The sequence below is a fragment of the Orbaceae bacterium BiB genome (assembly GCA_036251205.1).
Taxonomy (GTDB): Bacteria; Pseudomonadota; Gammaproteobacteria; order Enterobacterales; family Orbaceae; genus Orbus; species Orbus mooreae.
Window position 1 is genome coordinate 55161 of record CP133958.1, and the last position, 25672, is coordinate 80832.

Here is a 25672-nt window from a genome sequence, read left to right on the forward strand (position 1 = left end):
AAACTTATGCTTTATTCAATGGTCTTTTGTTATTACGTCTAGCATTAAATGGTCGTGGTGCTTTAGGTTTTGGCAAATCAGTCAATAAAGCACTTGAATCATAATGGCTAACTGGAATTGCATGACCAATAACATTTTCTATTGCTGGTAGATTGTGAGAATATTTTTCACAAGCAAATGAAATAGAGACGCCTTGATCGCCAGCACGACCTGTTCGGCCAATACGATGACGATAATCATCACAATCATCAGGTAAATCATAATTAAATACATGAGTAACATGTGGAATATGGAGTCCTCGTGCAGCAACATCCGTTGCAACTAGGATATCCAAATCACCTTGAGTAAATTTTTCAAGTACAGCCAAACGTTTTTTCTGTGCAATATCACCGTTAAGTAATCCAACACGGTGCCCATCTGCAACTAAGTGACGCCAGATTTTATCGCAAGTGATTTTGGTATTAGCAAAAATAATCGCACGATCTGGCCACTCTTCTTCGATGAGTGTTTGTAACAACGGTAATTTTTCTTCGTTAGATGGGAAAAATAACTCTTCTTTAATACGATGACCAATCTTTTGTTCAGGCTCTACTTCAATGTATTGCGGCTCATTCATATATTCAAAAGCCAGCTCTCTTACGTTATGAGATAATGTTGCTGAAAATAACATCGTGAAACGCTTAGATGCTGGTGGGATTTTACGAAATATCCAACGAATATCTTTAATAAAACCGAGATCGAACATACGATCGGCTTCATCTAAAACGACGACTTGAATCGCATCTAAATTAATATAATTTTGTTTCGTATAGTCAATCAATCGTCCCGTTGTCGCAATCAAAATATCAACACCATCAGCTAATACTTTTAACTGTTTCTCATAGCCATCTCCACCAAAAGCAAGACCTAATCGTAAACCAGTAACATCGGCTAATGTTTGTGCATCATGATGGATCTGTACTGCGAGTTCCCTCGTTGGAGCAATAATCACCGCTCTAGGTTGGTTTTTTTGATGATTTTCAAACGGTTTATTGTTTAATAGATAGTTAAATGTTGCTGTTAAAAAAGCAATCGTTTTACCGGTTCCTGTTTGTCCTTGCCCCGCAATATCATGTCCTTTAGCTGTATAAGACAATGATTTTTCTTGAATCGGAGTACAATAAGTAAAACCGTTTTTTTGCAAAGCATCAAGTACCAATGGATTTAATTCAAATTGGTCAAAACGTGTTTGTGTAAGATAAGATTGAGTCATAAAATATATTATTAAGTGGTTTTAAAAAATTGTTGCGAGTATAACACACCAAACGCTAATCCAGCACTAATTATTCCTTCCTATCACTTCAATTAGTGGTGAATAATAAAAATCTAGCATAGAATATTAACCACATAAACGTACGACTCACTAATCATATATAATATGCGTGGAGAATAAAATGAGTGGATCTATTGTTTCATTAAATGAAGCTAGTTTTGATAAGGTTCTAGCGGAAGCGACTAAACCTGTGTTAGTTGACTTTTGGGCTGATTGGTGTGGTCCGTGTAAAATGATTGCCCCAATTCTTGAAGAAGTTGCGCAAGAGTTAGGAGATCAAGTTATTGTTGCTAAACTAAACGTTGATCAAAATCCATCAATTTCACCTAAATTTGGTATTCGTGGTATTCCTACTTTATTGTTATTTAAAGACGGTAAAGTTGTTGCGACACAAGTTGGTGCTTTGTCTAAATTACAATTAAAAACATTTATTGAAAATCATTTGTAATATATCCTTATAACCTTTGCATTTTCGGTGCAAAGGTTAACTTTAATTATAATATTCTTTAAATTACTTAATAAAAATTTAAATTTCTTTGCTAAAATTGTTACTCATCTGTCTAAGTCATTTCCTATCTTATAAAAACTCATAAAAATAAAACTAACCAATTGTAATTATTAAGTTTTTAAGTATATCCTTCGCATGTTTTTATGACTATTTCTTAATATTCATGAAGTCCTCAGTAGGCTCATCATTGATGTTTTTATATTTTTTGTTTTCTTTTTAGATTAATATCAAATTTTTTGATAATCGCGTGGATTTTTTATGGTTAATCTGTGGCGTTACGTGCCAGACTTTGATGATTTAGATGAAAATGGAAAAAAAACTTTATCTGATTTTTTATTTATTTGGTCTCTATTTGAGTATCATATTTTTAAAAATAATATGAGCATTACCAAAATTAGAAGTGTAACTAAAGAATGGGACGCAAAAGGTCTACTCGAGGGCGAGATATTTTGGCAAGATGAGTTAAGCTATTTTAAAGAACGTTATCAACAACCTAGTGATATTGATAGTTTACATTTAGGCAATAGCGTTGGGCAAAAGCAAGATAGAGACTTTAAAAAAGTTATTTCAGGTGAAGAAACTGAAGCAAAAAAAGAGCTTACTGTGATGTTCATTATCATTTACCGTTATCGAAATAATTTATTTTATGGTAATAAATGGGCTGATAAGATCAAAACGCACCGCAAAGATTGCGAGCAGATTACTTCTATTATGTGTAAGATGCTAGATCGTTACCTTGCTGTAGATCATTCATGAGAAGAATATCAATATCAGAAACGAGTTAAATGAATTATTCGTTTCTGACTGAGATTGTTATTAATGTCCTCTGCGACAATGGTTAGATTAACTCTTTTATATCAATAAAACCGCTATAAAAAATCCCGTAAATTTATAATTACGACGTCATAAAAATGACGATATACCTCGAAAAATTGTTTTGTGATTTAAGTCGGTTACTTTCTTTTAATCTTCATTTTATGATACATTCACCTTCCATTAACTTTTCTATAGAATAATATCAATGAAATTAGAACAAATTGCCAAACTAGCCGGTGTTTCTAGAACAACTGCTAGCTACGTGATAAATGGTAAGGCAAAACAATATCGGGTCAGCGATAAGACTATTGCAAAAGTAATGAAGGTTGTTAGCGAATATAATTATCAACCTAATGCTGTTGCTGCAGGCCTTCGAGCGGGTAAAACTTATTCAATTGGCTTGATTATTCCTGATTTAGAAAATATTAGTTATACCTGTATTGCTAATCATTTAGAACATAAAGCTAGACAAGCGGGATATCAGTTATTGATCTCTTGTTCAGAGGATGATCCTGAAATCGAAAAACAGTGTATTTTCCACCTTAAGCAGCGACATGCTGATGCAATAATTCTCTCTTCATCATTTATTTCCGATCACTCTTTTTATGATAGTTGGGATAACAGTGGTATTCCGTTGTTGGCATTAGACCGACCACTAACCAGTACTAAATTTAGGAGTATTCTTGGCGCAGATATGCTAGATTCAAAAATATTAACGCAAGAGTTTATTAAATTTGCTAAGCAAGATATTGTCTATATCGGTGCATTATCAAATATGCAAACTAGTCAGTTTAGGGAACAGGGATTTAACGAAGCGATTAAAGGTACAGATAACAGTATCACTTATCTTTATGCAAAAGATTATACTCGTGATGCTGGATTTAAATTATTTAGCCAATGGCTAGAGAGTAATCCGATTCCTTTAGCGTTATTTGTTACATCCTTTTCATTATTGCAAGGTGTCATTAATGCCATTTTAAATATCAACGGCTCTTTACCTAACGAGATGGTCATCGCCACATTTGGTGATAATGAATTACTAGACTTTTTACCTTGCAAAGTGATTAGTCTTGCACAAAATCATCAATACATTGCAGAAATCACTATCGATACATTGTTGACGATACTGAATGATAGAAAAAGTTATCAACCAGGATACACTGAAGTTAAACGAAATATTAATTACCGCGGTTCTTTGAATCAGATGTGTGGTAAAAAAATATTTTAATCTCAATATGTGATATTTATCTCATTATTACCATTAATTGAAAAAAAAATTTGCTAATTAAGCTAATTATTTGCATCATAGCTGAAACGATTCAACAGATAATGTGCTATCATTAAAGCTATATTTTTAATATGTTTCGGAATCTTAACAAGAGGTATTTATGCTACAGCTAACAAAAGATGATATTTATCTTGATCAACAAGCTGAAAATAAACAAGAAGCGATAAAGAAAATTGCTCAAGTATTAACTCAGCGTGAGTTTGTGCAAGAGGGATATGTTGACGGAATGCTAGAGCGAGAATCTCAAGCTGCTACTTACTTAGGCAGCGGTATCGCTATTCCTCATGGTACAACAAAAACTCGCCATTTAGTCCGTAAAACGGGTGTGCAAGTTTTCTGTTTTCCACAAGGTGTTGCTTGGGGCGATGATGGTGAAAAAACCTATATAGCTATTGGTATAGCAGCTAGCTCAGATGAGCATTTAACACTATTACGCCAATTAACACATGTTCTTGGCGATGAAGATGTGGAAGATCGTATCAAAAAAATCAAGACCAAAGATGATGTCATGTCACTATTAACAGGACAAAGTAGCGATAGTGAAAATGCTGATATTGTTTCTGATGAACTACTATTACTTGATATCCCTGCAGATAATATTGCAACATTACAAGCATTAAATGCTTCAAGATTAAAACGTTTTGGTGCCGTTAATGTTAATTTTATAGCGCAATCTTTAGAACAAAAACCGACTTACTTAGGTCAAGGCGTATGGCTAAATGATTGTGTTGAAGGTAACCTTAAAAATGCAGTAGCAATTAGTCGTACCAATAGCGATATCAAGGAAGACGACAAAAGTGTTAATGTCTTAATTACGATGTCGGCAAAAACTAACGAATTAAATGATTTAATTGATCGTTTAGCTACCGCCGCATATCATCAACAACTCAATCAGCTACATACAGCAGATAAGAATCAAATCAAGGCATTTTTCCTTGGCGATAATTCAGAAAGTTGTTCACAACCTGAAAATGTCACCGAGCAGACTGCCACGAATACTACTGAAGCAGCAGATACTAACGCGTTGACACAAGAGTTTACCGTCGTTAATCCACATGGTTTACATACACGACCAGCGAGCGTTTTAGTTAAAACGGTAAAACAATTCAATAGTAGTATTACTGTTGCTAACCTTGATGGTACAGGTGTTGCTGTTAGTGCAACAAGTTTAATGAAAATTGTTGCTTTAGGCGCTAAAAAAGGTTGTCGTTTACAATTTGTTGCAACTGGTGCCGATGCTCAGCAAGCTCTAGACGCTATTGGTCAAGCGATTAAAGATGGTTTAGGTGAGGGCGCTGAATAATGGTCAGTAAAATTGCGACATTTACTTTAAATCCAGCTTATGATTTAGTTGGTTTCTGTCCTGAAATTGAACTCGGTGACGTTAATTTAGTTAAAACGACGGGGCTATTAGCCGCAGGTAAAGGGATTAACGTTGCTAAGGTACTACGTGATTTAGGTGATGAGTTAACCGTAGGTGGCTTCTTAGGTGATGCTAACCGAGATGGTTTTAGTGCACTTTTTTCACAGTTAGGTATTGTTGATAAGTTTCTAACAGTACCAGGGCGAACTCGAATCAATGTCAAATTGACGGAACAAAATAGTCAAGTGACTGATCTTAATTTTTCTGGTTTTTCAGTTACAACTGATGACTGGGCTAAATTTGTCAAAGATTCTCTCAGCTGGTTAAAAGATTTTGATATGGTTGTTATCAGCGGTAGCTTACCAGAAGGTGTTGCATTAGATGATTTCACCAATTGGATTAAACAAGTTAAAAATATCTGTCCAAAAATCATTTTTGATAGCAGTCGAAATGCGTTAGTTGCAGGTTTAAAAGCAAATCCTTGGTTAATTAAACCAAATGATAAAGAGCTAGAAATGCTTGTGGGTCGTGCTTTACCTAGTATTGCTGATATTAAAAAGGCTGCAATGGATTTAGTTAACCAAGGCGTTGAAAATGTTATTGTTTCATTAGGTAGCAAAGGCGCACTATGGGTGACAAAAAATGAAGCATGGTTAGCAAAACCACCAAAATGTGAAGTTGTTAGTACCGTTGGTGCTGGTGACTCAATGGTTGCAGGATTAGTGCATGGTTTACAATCAAACTACTCAATTAAAGATACATTAGTATTTGCATCCGCTGTAGCAGCCTTATCTGTTGGGCAGGCTGGCGTCGGCGTTCCTGATAAAGAAAAACTTAATGCTATTCTTGAAAAGATAGATGTGATGGTCGGATAGGAGAAAATATGAAGATATATATTGTCAATGCTAATCAAATTGGTCCGGTAAATGGTCGTTTAGCAAAAGCAGAGCTTGTATTAGCGGCTAAAGAAGAAAATATTTCTATTGTAGATAAAGCAGATCTTGCCGATGTCTCTATTTTAATTGGTCAAGGCACAACAACAGATAATGCTATTGTTGGTAAAAAAGTTTATAGCGTAACAGATTTAGATAGCTTATTTGCTAACCCAAAACAGATTCTATTAAATGCACAGAGCCAAGGTGAGATTTATAAACAATCAGCTCAAGCAGCAACGACTGCACCTGCAAGTAATGGTACTAAACGTATTGTTGCTGTAACCGCATGTCCAACAGGCGTAGCTCATACCTTTATGGCAGCTGAAGCGATTGAAGAAGAAGCTAAAAAACGAGGTTGGTGGTGTAAAGTTGAAACTCGTGGTTCTGTTGGTGTGGGTAACGAGTTAACGCCAGAAGAAGTTGCGGCGGCAGATATCGTTATCGTTGCTTGTGATATCGATGTTGATTTAAGTAAATTTGCTGGTAAGTTAATGTATAAGACCAAAACAGGTCCTGCATTGAAAAAAACAGCACAAGAGTTTGATAAAGCATTTAGTGAAGCTTCAATTTATCAGCCAACATCTTCTGCTACACCATCTACAGCAACTAAAGAGAAGAAAAATGCTTATAAACATCTATTAACAGGTGTTTCTTACATGTTACCAATGGTTGTTGCGGGCGGCTTAATTGTTGCATTATCATTCGCTGTCGGTGGGATTGGGCAGTCAGGTGATCTTGCTAAAGCCTTAGGTCAAATTGGTGGTGGAACAGCATTAGCTCTAATGGTACCAGTACTTGCTGGCTATATTTCATTCTCTATTGCTGATCGACCAGGCTTAGTCCCAGGATTAATTGGTGGTATGCTTGCAACATCAATTGGTGCTGGATTCTTAGGTGGTATTGTTGCTGGTTATTTAGCGGGATATTTAACATTGTGGTTGACTAAGTTTATCCGACTACCACAAAGTCTTGAAGCATTAAAACCTATTCTAATTTTACCGTTATTATCTAGCTTAGTGGTTGGCTTGGCGATGATCTTTATATTAGGTCAACCAATTGCTTACATTATGACGGCATTAGAAACATGGTTAAGTGGCATGCAAACAACTAATGCGATTATCCTAGGGGCAATACTTGGCGGAATGATGTGTACTGACATGGGTGGTCCAATCAATAAAGTGGCTTATGCTTTTGGTGTCGGTTTACTTAGTGCTCAACAATATGCACCTATGGCAGCTGTTATGGCTGGGGGGATGGTACCGCCTTTAGCGATGAGTTTTGCAACTCTAATTGCGCGTCGTAAATTTAGTAAAGCTGAGCAAGAAAGTGGTAAAGCAGCATTTGTACTTGGTTTATGTTTTATTTCAGAAGGTGCGATCCCATTCGCTGCACGTGATCCGTTACGCGTATTACCAAGCTGTATTATTGGTGGTGCGATTACCGGTGGTATGGCATTAGCGTTTGGTTCTCAATTAATGGCACCTCATGGGGGATTATTCGTACTCGCAATCCCTGGCGCAATTAAACCAGTATTAGGTTATTTATTATCGATTGTAGTTGGTTCTGTTGTTGCAGGAACTATTTATGCAGTCATTAAAAAACCAGAAACTAAATCTGAGTTAGCAGCAACAGCGTAATTTAGCCTGTTGTTCATAAATAAAAAGCAAGGCGATTTCCTTGCTTTTTTTATATCTAAAAATCTCGTCTAAGTTCTCACCCTTTATATCTATTTTTGTTCTATCCAAATGCAAAATAATTGTTTCCGTATCTGGCTATTCTTTGTTGTAATCAAACCATACTAACTAATTTAACTGTTTGGAGTTAAAAATGGCGCGATTATTAAGATACTGGATTAAACAATTGATATCACTCAAAAATATTATAGTGATAGTGTTGATGGGATTAATTATTAATAGCGCTTGGAGCACCGAGTTACTTAATGTTTCTTATGATCCAACTCGTGAACTATATAAGGATTATAACGCAGCTTTTATTCAATATTGGCAGGAACAGAGCGGTGAAAAGCTAACGATAAAAAATTCTCACGGAGGCTCTGGTAAACAGGCGCGTTCAGTGATTGATGGTTTACAAGCTGATGTAGTGACATTAGCATTAGCTGGCGATATTGATGCACTAAATCGTTACCAATCGATTCTTGATGAAAATTGGCAGACTAAACTCCCTAATAACAGCACACCCTATACATCAACAATTGTATTTTTAGTTCGTAAAGGTAATCCCCAAAATATCCATGATTGGAATGATTTAATTAAAGAAGGGGTTGAAGTCATTACACCTAATCCAAAAACATCAGGGGGGGCTCGTTGGAATTTTTTAGCAGCTTGGGTTTATGCAAAAGAGCTCTATGGTAGTGATGATAAAGCGCTACAATTTGTCACTGATATTTATCGTCATGCTCCGGTATTAGATACAGGAGCAAGAGGCGCTACAATTAGTTTTGTACAACGGGAGCTAGGTGATGTTTTACTGACATGGGAAAATGAAGCTCATTTAGCGCTTATTGAGCAAGGTGATGATAAACTTGAGATTATTATTCCATCCATATCAATTCTAGCTGAGCCGCCCGTTGCAGTTGTTGATTCTGTTGTCGACAAAAAAGGTACACGAAAACAAGCTGAAGCCTATTTACATTATCTCTATAGTGATAAGGCTCAGCATATCATTGCTAAAAATTATTATCGCCCGACTAATCCTATTATTTTGTCACAATATGCTACTCAGTTTCCTGAATTAAAACTTGTTACTGTCGATGAGTATTTTGGTGGGTGGTCAACGATTCAACGAAAATTTTTTAATGATGGGACAATCTTCGACACTATTTTTGCTGAAATTAACAATTAGCTATTTAGTTGCAACATAGTAACAAGATAAAGTTTTGATTAAAATAGAGGTATAGTATGTCATTATCATCATTGAAAACTGCAACATTTAGAGTAATTCCCGGGTTTGGTCTTACATTCGGGTTTACCTTAACTTATATCAGTATCATCATCTTGATCCCTTTATTTTGCTTATTTATCTATTCGACACAATTATCGCTATCTGAATGGGTGAAATTAGTTACTAGTCGGCAATTTTTGAGTGCATTATTGTTATCGTTAACCACCGCGTTTACGAGTGCATTATTTAATAGTTTTATTGGATTACTGTTTGCATGGGTGCTGGTGCGTTATCGCTTTTGGGGTCGAAGGGTGATTGATAGCTGTATCGATATGCCATTTGCTTTACCAACAGCGGTCGCAGGGATTGCATTAACAGCGATTTATGCCAAAAATGGACCTATCGGTCAGCTTTTTACTATTAAAATTGCGTATACACCAATTGGTATTACGCTAGCATTACTATTTGTTACGCTTCCGTTTGTTGTACGAACTTTACAACCGGTACTTGAAGATTTACCGAAAGAACAGGAGGAAGCGGCTAGTATCCTTGGGGCAACGCCAATACAAATTTTTATTTATGTTATTTTTCCGGCCATTTTACCTGCTTGGCTAACTGGATTTACGTTAGCCTTTGCCAGAGCTATTGGTGAGTATGGATCAGTTGTTTTTATTGCCGGTAATATTCCTTTTAAGACAGAGATTTTACCATTATTAATTGTATCAAAACTTGATCAATATGCTTATGACAGTGCATCTGCTATTGGTATTTGTATGCTAATTATCGCTTTTATTTTGTTGTTTATTATGAATATGATTCAACGTAAGCTCAATAAAACATCATAAAAAATTGGATAATCAATATGTTAAATAAAAGACAGCAAGATAAATTAGTACTATCCCAGATGATTTTGATTTTTTTAGTGATGATATTATTTTGTCTGCTACTCATTTTACCTTTATGGGTAGTACTATCTCAAGGATTAGCTCATGGTATAGCTGAATTTTGGCGAGTTATTTGTGAACCTGATACGCTTTCAGCGTTAAAGTTAACTCTGATTGCAGCAGGAATTGCCGTGCCATTGAATATTATTTTTGGTGTCACAGCTGCATGGGTTATTACTAAATACCAATTTAGCGGTAAGCAATTATTAGTCACTTTAATTGATTTGCCATTTTCTATTTCCCCCATTATTGCCGGTTTGATCTATGTATTGTTGTTTGGTGCACAGAGTTGGCTATATCCTTATTTACAACGCTGGGATATACAAATTATTTATGCGGTGCCCGGGATTATCTTAGCGACTATTTTTGTTTCTGTCCCTTTTGTTGCCAGAGAATTAATTCCAATAATGGAGCAACAAGGTACTACTGATGAAGAAGCAGCGAGTGTGTTAGGGGCAAACGGCTGGCAAATATTTTGGTATGTTACTTTGCCAAATATACGTTGGGCGTTGATGCATGGTGTGATTCTTTGTACCGCTAGAGCCCTGGGAGAGTTTGGCGCGGTATCAGTTGTTTCAGGTCATATTCGTGGCTATACCAATACTCTGCCTCTACAAATTGAAATTCTTTATAACGAATATAATATTGTCGCTGCTTTCAGCGTGGCAATTTTATTATTAATGATGTCATTAGCTTTATTATTGCTAAGACAATGGATAGAACATCGTTTAGCGAAAGTGCTAACTGACATTTAATAAAGCAAGGAGATCAGCATGGGGATCTTTATACAAGATATTAATAAACAGTTCGGTCAGTTTCAAGCCTTACATAATATTAATTTTTCGATAGAAAGGGGAGAGTTAGTTGCATTGTTAGGACCCTCTGGCTGCGGTAAAACCACTTTATTACGAATTATTGCGGGCTTAGAGTCAGCAACAAGTGGCAAGATTTATTTTGGTTCCCGTGATGTTACAACATTGATTGCTAAACAGCGTGATATCGGTTTTTTATTTCAGAACTATGCACTGTTTAATCATATGACTGTTGCCAATAATATTGCTTTTGGCTTAAAAATGAAGGCAAAATTATTGGGTATTGATAGTGGATCGATTAATCAGCGTGTTAAGGAGCTGCTAACATTAGTTCAACTTGATAATTATGCTCATCGTTACCCTAATCAACTTTCTGGTGGACAGCGGCAAAGGATCGCTTTAGCAAGGGCATTGGCAACTAAACCTCAGGTTTTATTACTTGATGAACCATTTAGTGCATTAGATGCAAAAGTTCGCAAAGAGTTACGTCGTTGGTTAAGAGATTTTCATCATGATATTAACGTAACCACGGTTTTTGTGACTCATGATCAAGAAGAAGCGCTTGAAGTTGCTGATAAAATTATCTTAATGAATAATGGCAAAATTGAACAAATAGGTACCCCTAAACAGGTTTATAAACAGCCTAAAACTGCGTTTGTGGCACATTTTTTAGATGACGTTAATCAACTACATGGTCATATTACCAATAACCGTTTACATATAGGTAATTTTGTACAACCGATGTCGACACAGGGACAATGGCCAGATCAACAAGTTATTGCTTATGTTAGACCGCATGAACTCAATGTTTCAAAGTCAGTCGAACAAAATAGTATGGAGGGGAGAATTGTGCGTATACATACCGCAGGCCCACATATTTTTATGGAGATAAAATTGGCTCATCAACCGAAAAATATCGATGTTTCAATCAATAACCAACAGTATGAAGCGAATCAATTTATGATTGGCGATATCGTCTATTTACAGCCATTATTGGTGAATGTATTTGTTCAAGAACAGCTATTTGAGTTTATGATTTAAATACGTTATTAGCACTAACTGTATGAATTAAATTTGGTAATCAATAATATTTAATTTATCTTCACTAGCTAGTGCTCTCGCTTTGATTTCATCTAATGATAACTCGGTATTACATAACTGAATAAAGCGCCAAATATAGTTACGATGTAATTGATAACGTTTGACTCCAATCCAAGTCAGGTGTGATGAAAAAAGATGCTCTGCATCAATCTGTACAAGGTTTGTATCATGCTCGCTATCAAACATTTTATTAACCAAAATACCGACTCCAAGACCTAATTCGACATAACTTTTTATAATATCTGACTCTTGTACATTTAGTGTAATATTTGCTGTTAATCCATGGGCCGCAAAAGCATCATCGATACTCTCTCTAGCAAATATACCCGGACGATACGTGATGATAGGAAAACGGTTGAGCATCTCTAAGGTGATCATTTTTTCTTTAGTAAGAGGGTGATTTTTAGGAACAATAATTGTGTAATGCCAACGATAGAATGGATAATTGACAATCGCAGTATGGCTATTTTTTTGGTTATAAATAGCGATATCGGCTTCACCGGAAAGTACCATATCAGTAATTTCGTTGGCAGATCCTTGGTTAATCGTCATCAGTACTTGTGGAAAAAATTCATGAAATGACTTAATAATTTTCGGTAAAATATAACGGGATTGTGAATGTGTTGTTGCAATAACCAAGGCTCCCTCTTCTTTATTCGAAAAAACGGTCGAGAGACGCCGAATGTTACTGATTTCATCTAATATCCGTTCAGCAATAATCACGAGTTCATGGCCTGGTTCCGTCATATTAATAAGTCGTTTACCTTGACGAATAAATAGCTCAATATTGAGCTCATCCTCCAGCTCTTTGATATGGCGACTGACACCCGACTGAGAGGTATAGAGCGTATTGGCTACCTCAGTCAAGTTATAATTACAGCGAGCAGCTTCTCGAATAATTCTTAACTGTTGTAAATTCATAAAGTAATTACCCTTATTCAATAAAAGGTTATATGATCGATTATAAAATCATCACACTAAAAGGCAAATACGATAAAGTCATAATGATATGAGTTATCGATATAAGAGCATGAAGTGAATTAACGATAAAAATCGCTAGCTGAATTTATAACGGGTTCAACCACTTTACTACGAATCATAAAATCACCGAACCCTTCATCGTGATTACGTGATAAAGACCAATTTTCAATCAATGGTTCCAATGTCTGAATAATCTCTTCTACGGTGATATTTTCTCTGTATAGTCTTGGAATTCGCGTACCCATTCGATCTCCGCCCAAATAGAGGTTATATCGCCCTGGTGCTTTACCGACTAATCCTATTTCAGCAAGCATTGCTCTACCACATCCATTTGGACAACCAGTAACACGTAAAATAATATATTCATCACTTAATTGATACTTAGTTAAAATTTGCTCGAAGGTCGTGATAAAGCCAGGTAAGAAGCGTTCAGCTTCAGCCATTGCTAATGGGCAAGTAGGAAATGAGACACAAGCCATCGAATTTTTTCGTTGTGAAGTGATATTTTTATCGATTAAACCATATGTTATAGCAAGATTTTCTATTGTTGTTTTTTGTGAAGCCGGTACATTAGCAATAATGAGATTTTGATTAGCTGTTAAACGAAAATCACCTTGGTGAATTTTAGCTATTTCCACCATGCCCGTTTTTAACTGTTTTTGCGGATAATCAAGTAATCGTCCATTTTCAATAAAGAGTGTTAAATGCCATTGATTATCAACACCTTTTAACCAACCAAATTGATCACCGCGTTGATTAAAAGTATAGGGTTTACTCGGTAAAAAGGATATACCAGCACGTAGTTCTACTTCACGTTTAAAGTTTTCTACCCCAACCCGTTCTAAAGTATATTTAGTTTTAGCATTTTTACGATTGCTACGATTTCCCCAATCTCGTTGTGTTGTAACAACCGCTTCAGCAAAGAGCAGGGTGGCTGATACCGGGATAAAACCAAAATCATCAGCTTTACGTGGATAGGTTGTTTTGTCTCCATGAGTCATTGCTAATCCACCGCCTACCAAAACGTTAAAGCCAATCAATTTTCCGTGTTCGGCGATCGCGACAAAGCTTAAGTCGTTAGCGTGTACATCAACATCATTAAGTGGTGGAATAACGACTGCCGTTTTAAATTTTCGAGGTAAATATTGGCTACTTAAAATGGGTTCTTCATCTTTGGTCTCGAGCTTTTTACCATCTAACCAAATTTCGATATAAGCTCGGGTCTTAGGTAATAGATGTTCTGATATTTTACTCGCCCATTGGTAAGCTTGTTGATGAACTTCTGACTCAATGGGATTACTGGTACATAGTACATTGCGGTTGACATCTCCCGCTGTTGCTATTGAATCTAACCCAACACTATTTAATAACTGGTGGGCAGATTTAAGATCTCGTTTAAAAATACCATGAAATTGAAACGTTTGTCTGGTGGTTAAACGGATACTGCCGTAAAAAGTCTCTTCGCTAGCAAATTGATCAATGGCTAGCCACTGTTTGGGGGTAATAATACCACCAGGTAAACGACAACGTAACATCATGTGAATTAAGGGTTCAAGTTTTTGCTCTATACGTTCTGCTCGAATATCACGATCATCTTGTTGATACATGCCGTGTAAACGGATTAGTTGTGAATTATCACTATTAAATCCACCGGTAATGTTATTATCTAAATCTTGTGTAATAGTGCCACGTAAAAAGTTACTTTCACGTTTAAAGCGCTCAGCATCTGACGGTGGAAGATGCGAAACGTCATTTTTAGGTGGCGTCAAATGGCCTTTATGTATCTGATTGTGTGTATTTGGTAATTTAATTTTATCATTGCTCATATTTTATACCCATTGGTTAATCTTGTTAGTAGATATCGCGTTGATAACGCTTATTACTTCTTAGCTCATCCAAATATTCATTAGCTTGCTCTTCATCATAATTTCCTTGTTGCATAATAATATTTAGCAATGCTAAATGAACTGCATTTGCCATATGATTTGCATCACCACAGACATAAATGTAAGCGCCTTCTTGTAGCCATAACCAAAGGTCGTGACTTTGTGCTATTAACTTATCTTGTACATAAATTTTGTCGGCTTGATCTCTTGACCAAGCGAGATCAATTCGTGACAGTTGACCCTCTTTTAGATAATTTTGCCACTCTAGTTGATATAAAAAGTCTTCAGTAAAATGAGGGTTACCAAAAAATAGCCAGTTTTTTCCACTAGCAGATTCACTTGCTCGTTGTTGAATAAAGGCGCGAAAGGGTGCAATGCCAGTTCCTGCTGCAATCATAATAATGGGTATAGCGTTATCATTTGGTAATCGGAAATTATCATTAGATTCTATAAATATATTTACTTGACTCGATTCGGTGGTTTGTCTTGCTAAAAAACCTGAGGCTCCACCTGTTCGTTGTTTACCATCAACCCAATATTGCACAATATTTACAGTCAAATGAGCCTCATCTCCGACTTCATCTTGGGCACTAGCAATCGAATAAAAACGCGGATTTAATGGTCGTAAAATGTTGATAAATGCTTGCGCCGAAAAGTTTCCTTGATAGCGATTTAGCATATCAACCAGCGGGGTAGCTTGACAAAAATCGCGTAGTGCCAATTTATCTTGGATAAGTGTTAATAGGTGCCTATCGTTAATTAAATTAGCATATTTTTCTGCGATGAACGGCGTATTTTGCGTTAGTTCTCGTCTACTTAGTAATGCTTGTTGTAACGGCAATAACTCACCATCAACGTCGACTTGTGTATCTGCCGCTAATTGGGTTGTCGCTAGTAGCTCATCCACTAATTCGCTATCATTTTCAAACCAAATACCTAATGCATCACCAGCTTGATATGTTATCCCCGAACCCGTTAAATCAAGTTCAATATGTCGAATATCACGATCAGAACGGCGTCCGGTAATTTTCTGATTGATATTTATGGCAGCTAAAAAGGGCTGATTTCGTGAATAATTTGGTGTGATACTAGCAGTACTCATATTATGCTGATGAGATACTGATGGTGTAAGATTATTTTTCAGCTTATCGACGACTGATTTTAGCCACTGATGACTAATCGCTTGGTAATCAGTATCCGCATCTACTCGTTCTAATAAACGAGTTGCACCAAGCTCAGCTAAACGCTGATCAAAATATTTACCGGCTTGGCAAAAATGAGTGTAAGACGTGTCACCTAAACCTAGTACCGCATAATGCAGATTGTTGAGAGCGGGGACTTTTTTACCTGATAACCATTTATAAAAAGTAAATGCCTCTTCGGGTGGTTCTCCTTCACCTTGAGTCGATGTGATAATAATCAGAATATTTTCTTGATCAATTTTTTTAAATTTATAATCTGCTGCGTGGACATGGGTTGCGCTTAATCCTAAACTATTTAACTCATGATTAAGTTGTTGAGCAATGCGTCTAGCATTGCCTGTTTGTGATGCTGATAAAATAGTTATAGTTTGATTATTAGCAGGGTCAATGGTTTTACTAACAATAGGTGATAATTGCTGCTGTGGTGTTTCTAGCGCTAAAGTATCATTATTAGCTAGCCCCCATAAATAGCCAGAAAGCCAAGCTAATTGTTGTTTTGAGGCATTATCGATAATTTTATCGAGTTCATCAGGATTAAATGGTGATATATACTTGCTCATAATAATACCTTGCTTAATTCATTTTTTATTAACACGATCAATCGCTAGCGTTATTTATGCGAGCTGAACTTCTTTTCAAAAATTCACTTTATGCAAACCGCACTCTCGCCCTTGTAATCCTTTGGTTGGATCAAAATAATTAAGTTCATTGGGGAGATTGTGTTTTTTGATGTAGTCTTGCATATCTTGTGTTGTCCACTCTAAAAGGGGCGCAACTTTGAGTAAATTATTGCCGGCAACGTTAACAATATCTAGACCTTGTCGTAATGCGGATTGTTCTTTGCGTAGGGCTGTTAGCCAGATTGTCGGTTTCAATGTAGCAAGAGCTCGATTAAAGGGCTCTAGTTTAAGAATTTTTGTAAATTCATCATGTTCTGGGGTATCGAGTTCAGGTAAGCCATTGTAGCGAACATTTAAATAAGCTTGAGTACGTTGTGGGACAAAAATATGTATATTAAGTTTTAGCTGATCAATGATTTTATTGGCAACACGATAAGTATCATTAGTCGCATAACCGTTATCAACCCAGACTACATCAATATCGGGTTTTACTTGACTCGTCAGATGCAATAATACCGCTTCATAAGGACCAAAGTGGGTACTAATAATACTTTTTTTATGTTGATGATCATTGGGATTGAGGGCCCATTCAATAATCTCCAACGGTGATTTATTTTGTAGTGTCTGATTGATTACAGTTAAGTCAGTCATTTTTAGTCCCTATTTTATGGTTAGTCTTGATGATCAAAATTATTCATATTCACCGCATTAATTGACCCAATGGTATAACTCCTCAACGACTTCCGGTCGACTGAAGGTTACGGGTAATGCTTCTCTGGCTTGTAAACGTCGTCTTACTTCTGTTCCTGAAATTAATAATCGGTAGCTACTATCGTGAGGACAGGTTTTATTTGATGCCATACCACCACATTTTTGGCAATAAAATGTCCAATCAATATTAATCGGTTGAATTTTTAAATCATGTTTGTGTAGTTTGGTAAAAATCTGTTGTGCGGCAAAAGGCGAATAAAAATCACCAACGCCGGCATGATCTCGACCAATAATTAAATGGCTACAACCATAATTTTGTCTAAATAGTGCATGCAATAAAGCCTCTTTGGGGCCGGCATAGCGCATATCTAATGGATAGCCAGAGTGAATAACACTGTTTTTGACAAAATAATTCTCAATTAATGTGCTGATCGCTTTTAAACGAATATCGGCTGGTACATCTCCCGCTTTTAGATGACCAAATAGTGAATGGATTAAGACCCCATCAAATAGTTCAAGAACTGTTTTAACAAGATATTCGTGAGAGCGGTGCATTGGATTACGGGTCTGAAAAGCGGCAATCTTTTGCCATCCAAATTGTGTAAATAGGTCACGAGTCTCTTTGGGGGTTAAAGCATATTGACCAAATCGTTTTTTAAAACCATCATCATTAAATACGATGACTTTACCGCCGAGATTAACCGGCGGTTGTGCCATAAGCACAGCAACACCATGATGTGAGACATCGGTTGTACCAAATACCTGTTCCGCTTCCCACTGTTTATTTGGCCGATAAATACTATCAATCGCTAAAATACCGATTAAATTACCCTCTGGCGTTTTTAAAGCAACATCATCACCTAATGATAATAAATTAGCTTGCTGCTCGCTGACTGATACTGTAATTGGAATTGGCCAGAAAACACCATTAGATAAATGCATATTATCGCAAACACTGTGCCAATCTTGTTCACGCATAAAACCATACAATGGCGTAAATCCACCAATGCCCAACATGACTAAATCGCCCACTTCTCGAGAACTTAATGTGATAAACGGAAGTGTTGTTGCATATTGTTGTTGTTCTATTAACTCATTGTCAGCAATCATCAGTGGGGTTAATGTTTGACTAGCATGGGGAGTAATAAGTTGCATATAATTTCCTTACTAATAACCATAATTATTTTATGTGATAATTAAAAACGATTATGGTTAAATAAGAAAATATCAATTTTGTATACTATTATGCATTTTGCGCATATGCCTGAAATTACAGTTGCTGATAAGGGGAAATAGAGTGGATTCTTCGTTATATTTTTGCTGTAAACTATTAATCTAGTATAAAAATAGCTAGGCAAATTTTTGACATAAAAAAACCTGCTATTAAAGCAGGCTTTTATAAATTAGTTGGCTCCCCCAACAGGACTTGAACCTGTGACATACGGATTAACAGTCCGCCGTTCTACCGACTGAACTATGGAGGAACACATGGGCGAGGATATTAACGATCTCTTGCTGGACTGTCAACAACAAAAGCTAAAAAAGTATTTAATTGCTCAGCTTATAATCACTTTAATAAATAATCACTCAATTTTGGTAATTATGATAAAATTGGCCAACATACGATTTTGAGCTAGTTTTGTTTTATTATGAAAAAGAATATCTGTATATTTTGTGGTGCTAGTAATGGCAATAATGTCGCTTACCAATTATATGCCCAAAAACTTGGTGAGCTGATTGCTAAACAAGGGCGAAATCTCATTTATGGCGGTGGTAACAAAGGACTAATGGGCATTATTGCTAATGCTGTATTAGAACATGGTGGCGAAGTTATCGGGATTATCCCTGAAAGACTGGTTAAGGCTGAAACTGCACATCATGGTATTACCAAGCTTGAAGTGGTTGCTGATATGCATATTCGTAAAGCGAGAATGGCTGATCTTGCCGATGCTTTTATTGCTATGCCTGGCGGTTCTGGTACGTTGGAAGAAATTTTTGAAGTTTGGACCGGTGCGCAAATCGGTTATCACGAAAAGCCTGTCGCACTATACGATGTCAATCACTTTTGGCAACCAATGCAAGCCTTTTTGCAACATGCAGTGCAAGAGGGATTTATACGTGAAAGTTTTTATAATACTTTGATTGTTTCCGATGATCCTGAGATATTATTACAACATATCGATAGTTATATTCCTAAAGATCTTGATCGCTGGATTAAAAAATAATGAATTTACTTAAGTCATTAGCTGCCGTAAGCTCAATGACTATGGTGTCACGAGTATTGGGTTTTATTCGTGATGCGATAGTTGCTCGTTATTTTGGTGCAGGTATGGCAACGGATGCTTTTTTTGTTGCTTTCAAGCTCCCGAATTTATTAAGACGTATTTTTGCTGAAGGGGCTTTTTCGCAAGCTTTTGTGCCAATTCTTGCCGAATATAAAAGCCAACAGGGCGATGAGGCTGCTCGTACATTTGTCGCTTATGTCGCTGGATTATTAACACTCGTTTTAGCCATTGTTACTGCAATCGGTGTGCTTGCCGCACCCATTATTATTTTTATTACCGCCCCAGGATTTACTGAGCCAGTTGAAAAATTTGAATTAGCATCCCTAATGCTAAAAATTACTTTCCCGTACATTTTTCTGATCTCGTTATCATCACTTGCCGGGGCTGTACTGAATACTTGGAATCGTTTTTCAGTGCCGGCATTTGTACCGACATTTTTAAATTTAAGTATGATCGGCTTTACACTATTTACCTCACCATACTTTAATCCACCTGTATTATCTCTTGCAGTCGGTGTCGTTGTCGGTGGTGTTTTACAGTTACTTTATCAATTACCGTATCTTAAACAAATCGGCATGTTAGTGTTACCAAGACTTAACTTGCGTGATAGTGGCGTCTGGCGAGTTTTAAAATTAATGGGGCCAGCGATTTTAGGGGTTTCAGTTGCACAAATTTCATTAATTATTAATACCATTTTTGCCTCATTCCTAGTCACTGGCTCGGTATCTTGGATGTATTATGCTGACCGATTGATGGAGTTTCCTTCGGGAGTTTTAGGCGTTGCTTTAGGGACAATTTTACTCCCTTCATTATCTAAAAGTTTCTCGAAAGGGGATTTCAAACAGTATTCCGATTTGCTAGATTGGGGACTGCGACTCTGTTTTTTACTGGCGTTACCGAGTGCCGTCGCGTTAGGGGTGATCGCGAAACCTTTAATTTCAACGCTATTTGAATATGGTAAATTTACGGCTTTAGATAGTGAGATGACTCGACAGGCACTAGTTGCTTATTCGGTTGGTCTACTCGGATTGATTTTAATTAAGGTATTAGCTCCCGGTTTTTATTCAAGGCAAGATATTAAAACGCCAGTCAAAATTGCAATTGTTACACTGATTTTAACTCAGCTTATGAATCTTGCGTTCATTACCCATCTTAAACATGCTGGATTAGCTTTATCCATTAGTATTGCGGCATGTTTTAATGCTGGATTACTATTTTGGCAGTTACGTAAAAAACAGTTATTTATCCCTAAACCAGGCTGGTTGAGCTTTATTGTAAAAATTGTGATTGCGGTTGTGGTTATGTCTATTGTTCTTATGGTAGGTAGTGAACTGTTACCCGATTGGTCTAGTGGTAGTATGTTATCAAGAATAGGCCGATTATTGTTACTTGTTACCGCCGGCGCATTAGCCTATTTTGCTTCACTGATTATATTGAGATTTAAACTAAGACAATTTATTAAACGTATTTAATAAAATAAGAATAATAATTAAATAATATGACCTAATAGGAATACATATGAATAATTTGTCTTTTTTTAAGTTACCAGCTATTTTCACAGCCATATTTTGGTTTATTAGTAGCATTATTCCGATGATTTTGCAGACCATTAACCACCAAGGATACCAGCACTTTGGTGATTATATGGTTACTCTTATCTATACCTTATTAATTTATGATATACCAAAAATTTTATTAATCTTTTTTGTTGCATCACTTACATTATATCGTTGCAATATTAATCAAGTTACTGTTAAAAATATTATTTATTTAACGATAATTAGCTGTGTGGGTAGTGTGGTTATTGTTTGGTATTATATGTTTTTATTCTCAGCCATACTGGGTTATTTGTATAAGTCAATGAGTCACTATTTTTATCAAATCATCCCTTATTTTAGTGATACGATATTCATTTTTTTCACTAATATAATTACAGAGTTAACGATTTGTTTGATTATCGGATTGATCTGTTATTACGGTATTTTACTGTTAAAAAAATGCATTTGATCGTGATGTAAACTCCACGGATATTAATTGTCAAAATAGTGCTAACATTTCTGTAAAACTGTTCATTATATTATTTATGTTTACCTTTATATTTTTTTGGGGAAATCTACTTCTTTCATTTATCCGCGTCTATTTCTATCAAGAACCGCTATATCTATTTGATAATTTATCTAATCACGATGATTATTTTCGCGTTTGTTTTTTATTTCTCAATTTATAAAAGTTTTAGTGCCCAATTTAAAAATCTACCAATTTCACTCGTTATTAAGAGTGTGATGCTATCTTTTGTACGATCAGTAATAGTTAATATACTCATTATTTTTGTAATGATATTTTGCTTTGTTATTATTATCTTTGGTAGCCATCGAGGTAGCGACATTAAGATGGGATTAGTGATGTTGGTTGGTGGCGGGTTACAGCTATTGTTTACTTGTATGATTATGCGTTCAGTTTGTCGATGTTATTTTACTAAAAAAATGGATCAGCATGAATCTTTGGATATGACGATACCGTAAATAGGTATTTAAGATAATAAAAATTTTAATGGGAAAATGATGAACCTAATCTCTTTTTTTAAGTTACCGTTATTAGTCTCTTTTTTTACGGTTCAATTAGTCTATTGGTTCTTTTCATCATGAATAGGGCAACATTGACAGAGTTGAGTACTATTCCTTTGATTCTTGATCTATTTTTTAATAATATTTTGCCTGAATTATTATTTGTTCTTTTGATCAGCTCGATTATTTTTTATCGTTATCGAATTCTATTAGGCACGCTTAAAAATAGCCTATTACTTCTGATTATTGCATTATTATTATATGCCGTTACCTATCTATTTTATTTAGTGATAATTAATATTATTCCTAAATTTATTTTTGGTGATTTTTATTATGTGAGTCATAATTTTTATACTAGCCTTTATGGCGCATTATCTTCCATTATTATTTATATTCTTATTGGGGGCGCGTTTTATTACCTTGTGGCTATATTACGTAATAAGTTTGATTTATCGGACACTAATTTTAATTCAGTTTATCATCATCAACAGTTAGCGCAGATTCATCTTGTATTGTTTATCTTATTATTGCTATTTATTGGCGCAGTGATTTATCAACTACTTTTCCTTTTAATCTTTCTTTCGAGAAGTATCGGTCGTATAGAAGATTATGTAATGATGAGCATTATTGTTACTCTTTCAGTATTGATTCTCTATTTTATTTTAAGACGTTCATTTACAGCACAATTTCAACGGATCGAAGTCGCAAAGCTGATTAAATGCGTCATTGTTAGCTATTTATTTTCTGTAGTGAGCTGTTTTATAATCAGTTTTGTTTTATCCTTTATTCTCCTATTTATTTTATCTAATTTTTATTATTCTCGTCATCAGCTTGAGCTATACGTTTTTATATTGGTATTTGCTGTACAAATTATCGTGACCTGTGTTGTGATGCGTTTAGTGACGAGACAATATTTTGGTCAATATAGTCTCTCTAACAAAGAATAGTCATTAGTATGATAGTAATAGATGTAAAACGAATATAATAATAAAAACATTAGCTCAAACCATAATATGAAACTGAAAAGAGATAATATGAATAATCATCCTTTTTTTAAATTACCATTAATTTTAACGATGGCTAGCTTTGTCATTAGCTTATCAATTATGTTTAGTCTCATTTTATTAAGATCTCATGGTACTATCGCTGGTTTTTTTGAAATGTTTGCTATTACTATTGGGCTATTTTTCGTCGAGTTACCCAAGTTATTATTGCTGATAGTACTTGCAGTATTTGCTTTATATCGTTATGCGATCAATATAATGACGGTTAAAAATATATTACTCGTGATATTGGTTGCAATTATTATTAATGGGTTTGTTTTACTCTTTAATTTTTTTGCTCTCCCACTATTTATTCAGTTTTATAGTTATATTGAGCAGTACTATGATCCGATTATCACTGCGAGCTTTCAACTAGTTATTGCTGTATGTAAGTATTTTATAACCGCTATTGTTGCTTATGGGAGTATCGTAATATTAAAAAATTTATTTGATCATGATGTTAAATCACAAGCATTACAGCAGTATGGTAGTGTAAGAATACATTTAATATTATTTTTATTGCTGTTTATGTCGATTCTTACACTATTTTTAATACCAATATTGTTGCCGATTTTACAGAACACAATTCCTTATCAAAACTATAATATGGCTGTAATTAACTTATTTTCATTAATTATCTTAGTGTTTACGCTTACCTTCGCAATCAAAAAATCGTTTAATTATGCTTTTAGCACATTGCAAATCGCTAAGATTATTAAAAGTGTTATTTTTGTAATGATAGCGGCAGTTATTGTTAATTGTATTGTATCAGTCATAATAATATTGATTATAAAAGAGGTGCCTTATTACTATTTTAATTATAATTTAATCTTGTTATTGCTATTATTGATAGGGGTATTACAACTGATCATTATATGCGGTATAGCGCGAGTATTTACTAAACGTTACTTCAGTGCGACGTTTAATGCAACTGAATGATAAAAGTGATAGAATTGTAGAAAAGTTAATGTGAATTAAAAATGGCTAATAGACCGAATAAACCTAATAGACAAGATAAGCAAGATAGAATGGTACAAAGCTTAAAGGTGCCTCCACATTCTATTGAAGCAGAACAGGCTGTGCTTGGTAGTTTAATGATTGATAATCAGCGCTGGGATCGCGTTTCTGAAACCATTACTGATCGCGATTTTTATTCTCGCCATCATCAAATTATTTTTGCTGAAATGGTCAATTTGGTGACTAAAGGTGTACCAATTGATCTTATCACGCTATCAGAAAGTTTAGAAAGCAAAGATGTGTTAAGTGATGTCGGTGGTTTCGCCTATTTAGCTGAACTTTCTAAAAATACGCCAAGTGCTATCAATGTCGTTGCTTATACTGATATTATTCGTCAGCAAGCAATATTACGAGAATTAATTAGCTCATCTAATGAAATTGCTGATAACTGTTATGCTACAGAAGGGCGTAGTAGTGAAGATATTCTTGATTTAGCTGAAACTAAAATCTTCCAAATTGCTGAAAATCGTGCGAAGCAAGGCGTTGGTCCGAAAAGCGTGACTTCAGTACTTGAAGATACGGTAGCAAAAATTGAAGAGTTATTCCAAAAACCACATGATGGTGTGACAGGTGTTTCAACCGGTTTTGTTGATTTAGATAAGAAAACTGCAGGTTTACAGCGTTCAGATTTAATTATTGTTGCAGCACGACCATCAATGGGTAAAACGACTTTTGCGATGAATTTATGCGAAAATGCCGCTATGATGCAAGAGAAACCGGTACTCATTTTCAGTCTAGAGATGCCTGCTGAACAGATTATGATGCGTATGTTAGCATCGTTATCCCGTGTTGATCAGACTAAAATCAGAACGGGTCAATTAGATGATGATGATTGGGCAAGAATTTCTAGTACTATGGGCATTTTACTAGAAAAGAAAAACATGTATATTGATGACTCTTCAGGGTTAACTCCGATGGAGTTACGTTCACGTGCAAGACGAATCTATCGCGAGCATGGTGGGATAAGCATGATTATGGTCGATTACCTACAATTGATGCGAGTTCCGAATATGAGCGAGAACCGAACATTAGAGATCGCCGAAATTTCACGCTCACTTAAAGCACTTGCTAAAGAGTTGCAAGTTCCTGTTGTGGCATTATCACAGTTAAACCGAAGTCTTGAACAGCGCGCTGATAAAAGGCCTGTTAACTCTGACTTACGTGAATCGGGCTCTATTGAGCAAGATGCTGACGTGATTATGTTTATTTATCGTGATGAAGTTTATAATGAAGGATCGGAGCAAAAAGGTATTGCCGAAATAATATTAGGTAAGCAGCGTAATGGTCCAATTGGTAAAGTACGCTTGAAATTCCAGGGACAGTGGTCCCGATTTGATAATTATGCTAATTCAGCTGATTATTTTGATGATGAATAATGATATT

21 protein-coding genes and 1 tRNA gene are annotated in these 25672 nt (G+C 35.6%); 15 read left to right on the top strand and 7 right to left on the bottom strand.

Annotated elements, in window-relative coordinates; genetic code table 11:
* Positions 1-4: 4 nt before the first annotated feature.
* Positions 5-1252, bottom strand: a complete 1248-nt coding sequence (rhlB, locus tag RHO11_00245) for an ATP-dependent RNA helicase RhlB (protein ID WVD61593.1) — start codon at positions 1250-1252, stop codon at positions 5-7.
* Between the two features lie 181 nt (positions 1253-1433).
* Between rhlB and trxA the strand changes: the two genes are divergently transcribed.
* The 10 genes from trxA to RHO11_00295 all read left to right on the top strand — a co-directional run bounded on the left by trxA (position 1434) and on the right by RHO11_00295 (position 11920).
* Positions 1434-1760, top strand: coding sequence for a thioredoxin TrxA (trxA, locus tag RHO11_00250; protein WVD61594.1), 327 nt, complete (start codon positions 1434-1436; stop codon positions 1758-1760).
* Between the two features lie 318 nt (positions 1761-2078).
* Positions 2079-2576 carry a hypothetical protein gene (locus RHO11_00255; GenBank protein WVD61595.1) on the top strand — a complete coding sequence of 166 codons (498 nt, stop codon included), beginning with the start codon at positions 2079-2081 and terminating at the stop codon, positions 2574-2576.
* 265 nt (positions 2577-2841) lie between these two features.
* Positions 2842-3864: a catabolite repressor/activator gene (gene cra, locus RHO11_00260; protein ID WVD61596.1), complete on the top strand. Its 1023-nt coding sequence runs from the start codon at positions 2842-2844 to the stop codon at positions 3862-3864.
* A 160-nt stretch (positions 3865-4024) separates the two neighbouring features.
* Complete coding sequence (gene fruB, locus RHO11_00265) at positions 4025-5227, top strand: fused PTS fructose transporter subunit IIA/HPr protein (GenBank protein ID WVD61597.1); 1203 nt, start codon at positions 4025-4027, stop codon at positions 5225-5227.
* Positions 5227-6162 carry a 1-phosphofructokinase gene (gene fruK / locus RHO11_00270; GenBank protein ID WVD61598.1) on the top strand — a complete coding sequence of 312 codons (936 nt, stop codon included), beginning with the start codon at positions 5227-5229 and terminating at the stop codon, positions 6160-6162. The genes fruB and fruK overlap by 1 nt, the downstream gene beginning before the upstream one ends.
* Before the next feature lie 8 nt (positions 6163-6170).
* Positions 6171-7859 (top strand): PTS fructose transporter subunit IIBC, encoded by a 1689-nt coding sequence (fruA, locus tag RHO11_00275; protein WVD61599.1) that lies wholly within the window; start codon positions 6171-6173, stop codon positions 7857-7859.
* A gap of 190 nt (positions 7860-8049) precedes the next feature.
* Positions 8050-9084, top strand: a complete 1035-nt coding sequence (locus RHO11_00280; protein ID WVD61600.1) for a sulfate ABC transporter substrate-binding protein — start codon at positions 8050-8052, stop codon at positions 9082-9084.
* Between the two features lie 56 nt (positions 9085-9140).
* Positions 9141-9968, top strand: a complete 828-nt coding sequence (gene cysT, locus RHO11_00285; GenBank protein ID WVD61601.1) for a sulfate ABC transporter permease subunit CysT — start codon at positions 9141-9143, stop codon at positions 9966-9968.
* Positions 9969-9985: 17 nt separating this feature from the next.
* Positions 9986-10822: a sulfate ABC transporter permease subunit CysW gene (gene cysW / locus RHO11_00290; protein WVD61602.1), complete on the top strand. Its 837-nt coding sequence runs from the start codon at positions 9986-9988 to the stop codon at positions 10820-10822.
* 18 nt (positions 10823-10840) lie between these two features.
* Positions 10841-11920, top strand: coding sequence for a sulfate ABC transporter ATP-binding protein (locus RHO11_00295; GenBank protein WVD61603.1), 1080 nt, complete (start codon positions 10841-10843; stop codon positions 11918-11920).
* 27 nt (positions 11921-11947) lie between these two features.
* Here RHO11_00295 and RHO11_00300 read toward each other — a convergent pair whose 3' ends face one another.
* The 6 genes from RHO11_00300 to RHO11_00325 all read right to left on the bottom strand — a co-directional run bounded on the left by RHO11_00300 (position 11948) and on the right by RHO11_00325 (position 18864).
* Positions 11948-12901, bottom strand: coding sequence for a LysR substrate-binding domain-containing protein (locus RHO11_00300; protein ID WVD61604.1), 954 nt, complete (start codon positions 12899-12901; stop codon positions 11948-11950).
* Between the two features lie 119 nt (positions 12902-13020).
* Positions 13021-14787 carry an assimilatory sulfite reductase (NADPH) hemoprotein subunit gene (cysI, locus tag RHO11_00305; protein WVD61605.1) on the bottom strand — a complete coding sequence of 589 codons (1767 nt, stop codon included), beginning with the start codon at positions 14785-14787 and terminating at the stop codon, positions 13021-13023.
* A gap of 25 nt (positions 14788-14812) precedes the next feature.
* Positions 14813-16609: an assimilatory sulfite reductase (NADPH) flavoprotein subunit gene (locus RHO11_00310; protein WVD61606.1), complete on the bottom strand. Its 1797-nt coding sequence runs from the start codon at positions 16607-16609 to the stop codon at positions 14813-14815.
* A 75-nt stretch (positions 16610-16684) separates the two neighbouring features.
* Complete coding sequence (locus RHO11_00315) at positions 16685-17320, bottom strand: phosphoadenosine phosphosulfate reductase family protein (protein WVD61607.1); 636 nt, start codon at positions 17318-17320, stop codon at positions 16685-16687.
* A gap of 57 nt (positions 17321-17377) precedes the next feature.
* Positions 17378-18535, bottom strand: coding sequence for a sulfate adenylyltransferase (gene sat / locus RHO11_00320; protein WVD61608.1), 1158 nt, complete (start codon positions 18533-18535; stop codon positions 17378-17380).
* A 253-nt stretch (positions 18536-18788) separates the two neighbouring features.
* Positions 18789-18864, bottom strand: a tRNA-Asn gene (locus RHO11_00325).
* A gap of 165 nt (positions 18865-19029) precedes the next feature.
* On the opposite strand from RHO11_00325, the gene RHO11_00330 reads away from it, so the two are divergent.
* The 5 genes from RHO11_00330 (at position 19030) to dnaB (ending at position 25665) form a co-directional block, all read left to right on the top strand.
* A complete protein-coding gene (locus RHO11_00330) occupies positions 19030-19605 on the top strand; it encodes a TIGR00730 family Rossman fold protein (protein WVD61609.1) in 576 nt (191 codons plus the stop codon).
* A complete protein-coding gene (gene murJ, locus RHO11_00335; protein ID WVD61610.1) occupies positions 19605-21137 on the top strand; it encodes a murein biosynthesis integral membrane protein MurJ in 1533 nt (510 codons plus the stop codon). The genes RHO11_00330 and murJ overlap by 1 nt, the downstream gene beginning before the upstream one ends.
* Positions 21138-22306: 1169 nt before the next feature.
* A complete protein-coding gene (locus tag RHO11_00340; protein WVD61611.1) occupies positions 22307-23176 on the top strand; it encodes a hypothetical protein in 870 nt (289 codons plus the stop codon).
* A gap of 87 nt (positions 23177-23263) precedes the next feature.
* Positions 23264-24211 carry a hypothetical protein gene (locus tag RHO11_00345; GenBank protein WVD61612.1) on the top strand — a complete coding sequence of 316 codons (948 nt, stop codon included), beginning with the start codon at positions 23264-23266 and terminating at the stop codon, positions 24209-24211.
* A 41-nt stretch (positions 24212-24252) separates the two neighbouring features.
* A complete protein-coding gene (dnaB, locus tag RHO11_00350; GenBank protein ID WVD61613.1) occupies positions 24253-25665 on the top strand; it encodes a replicative DNA helicase in 1413 nt (470 codons plus the stop codon).
* The last annotated feature ends 7 nt before the right edge of the window (positions 25666-25672 follow it).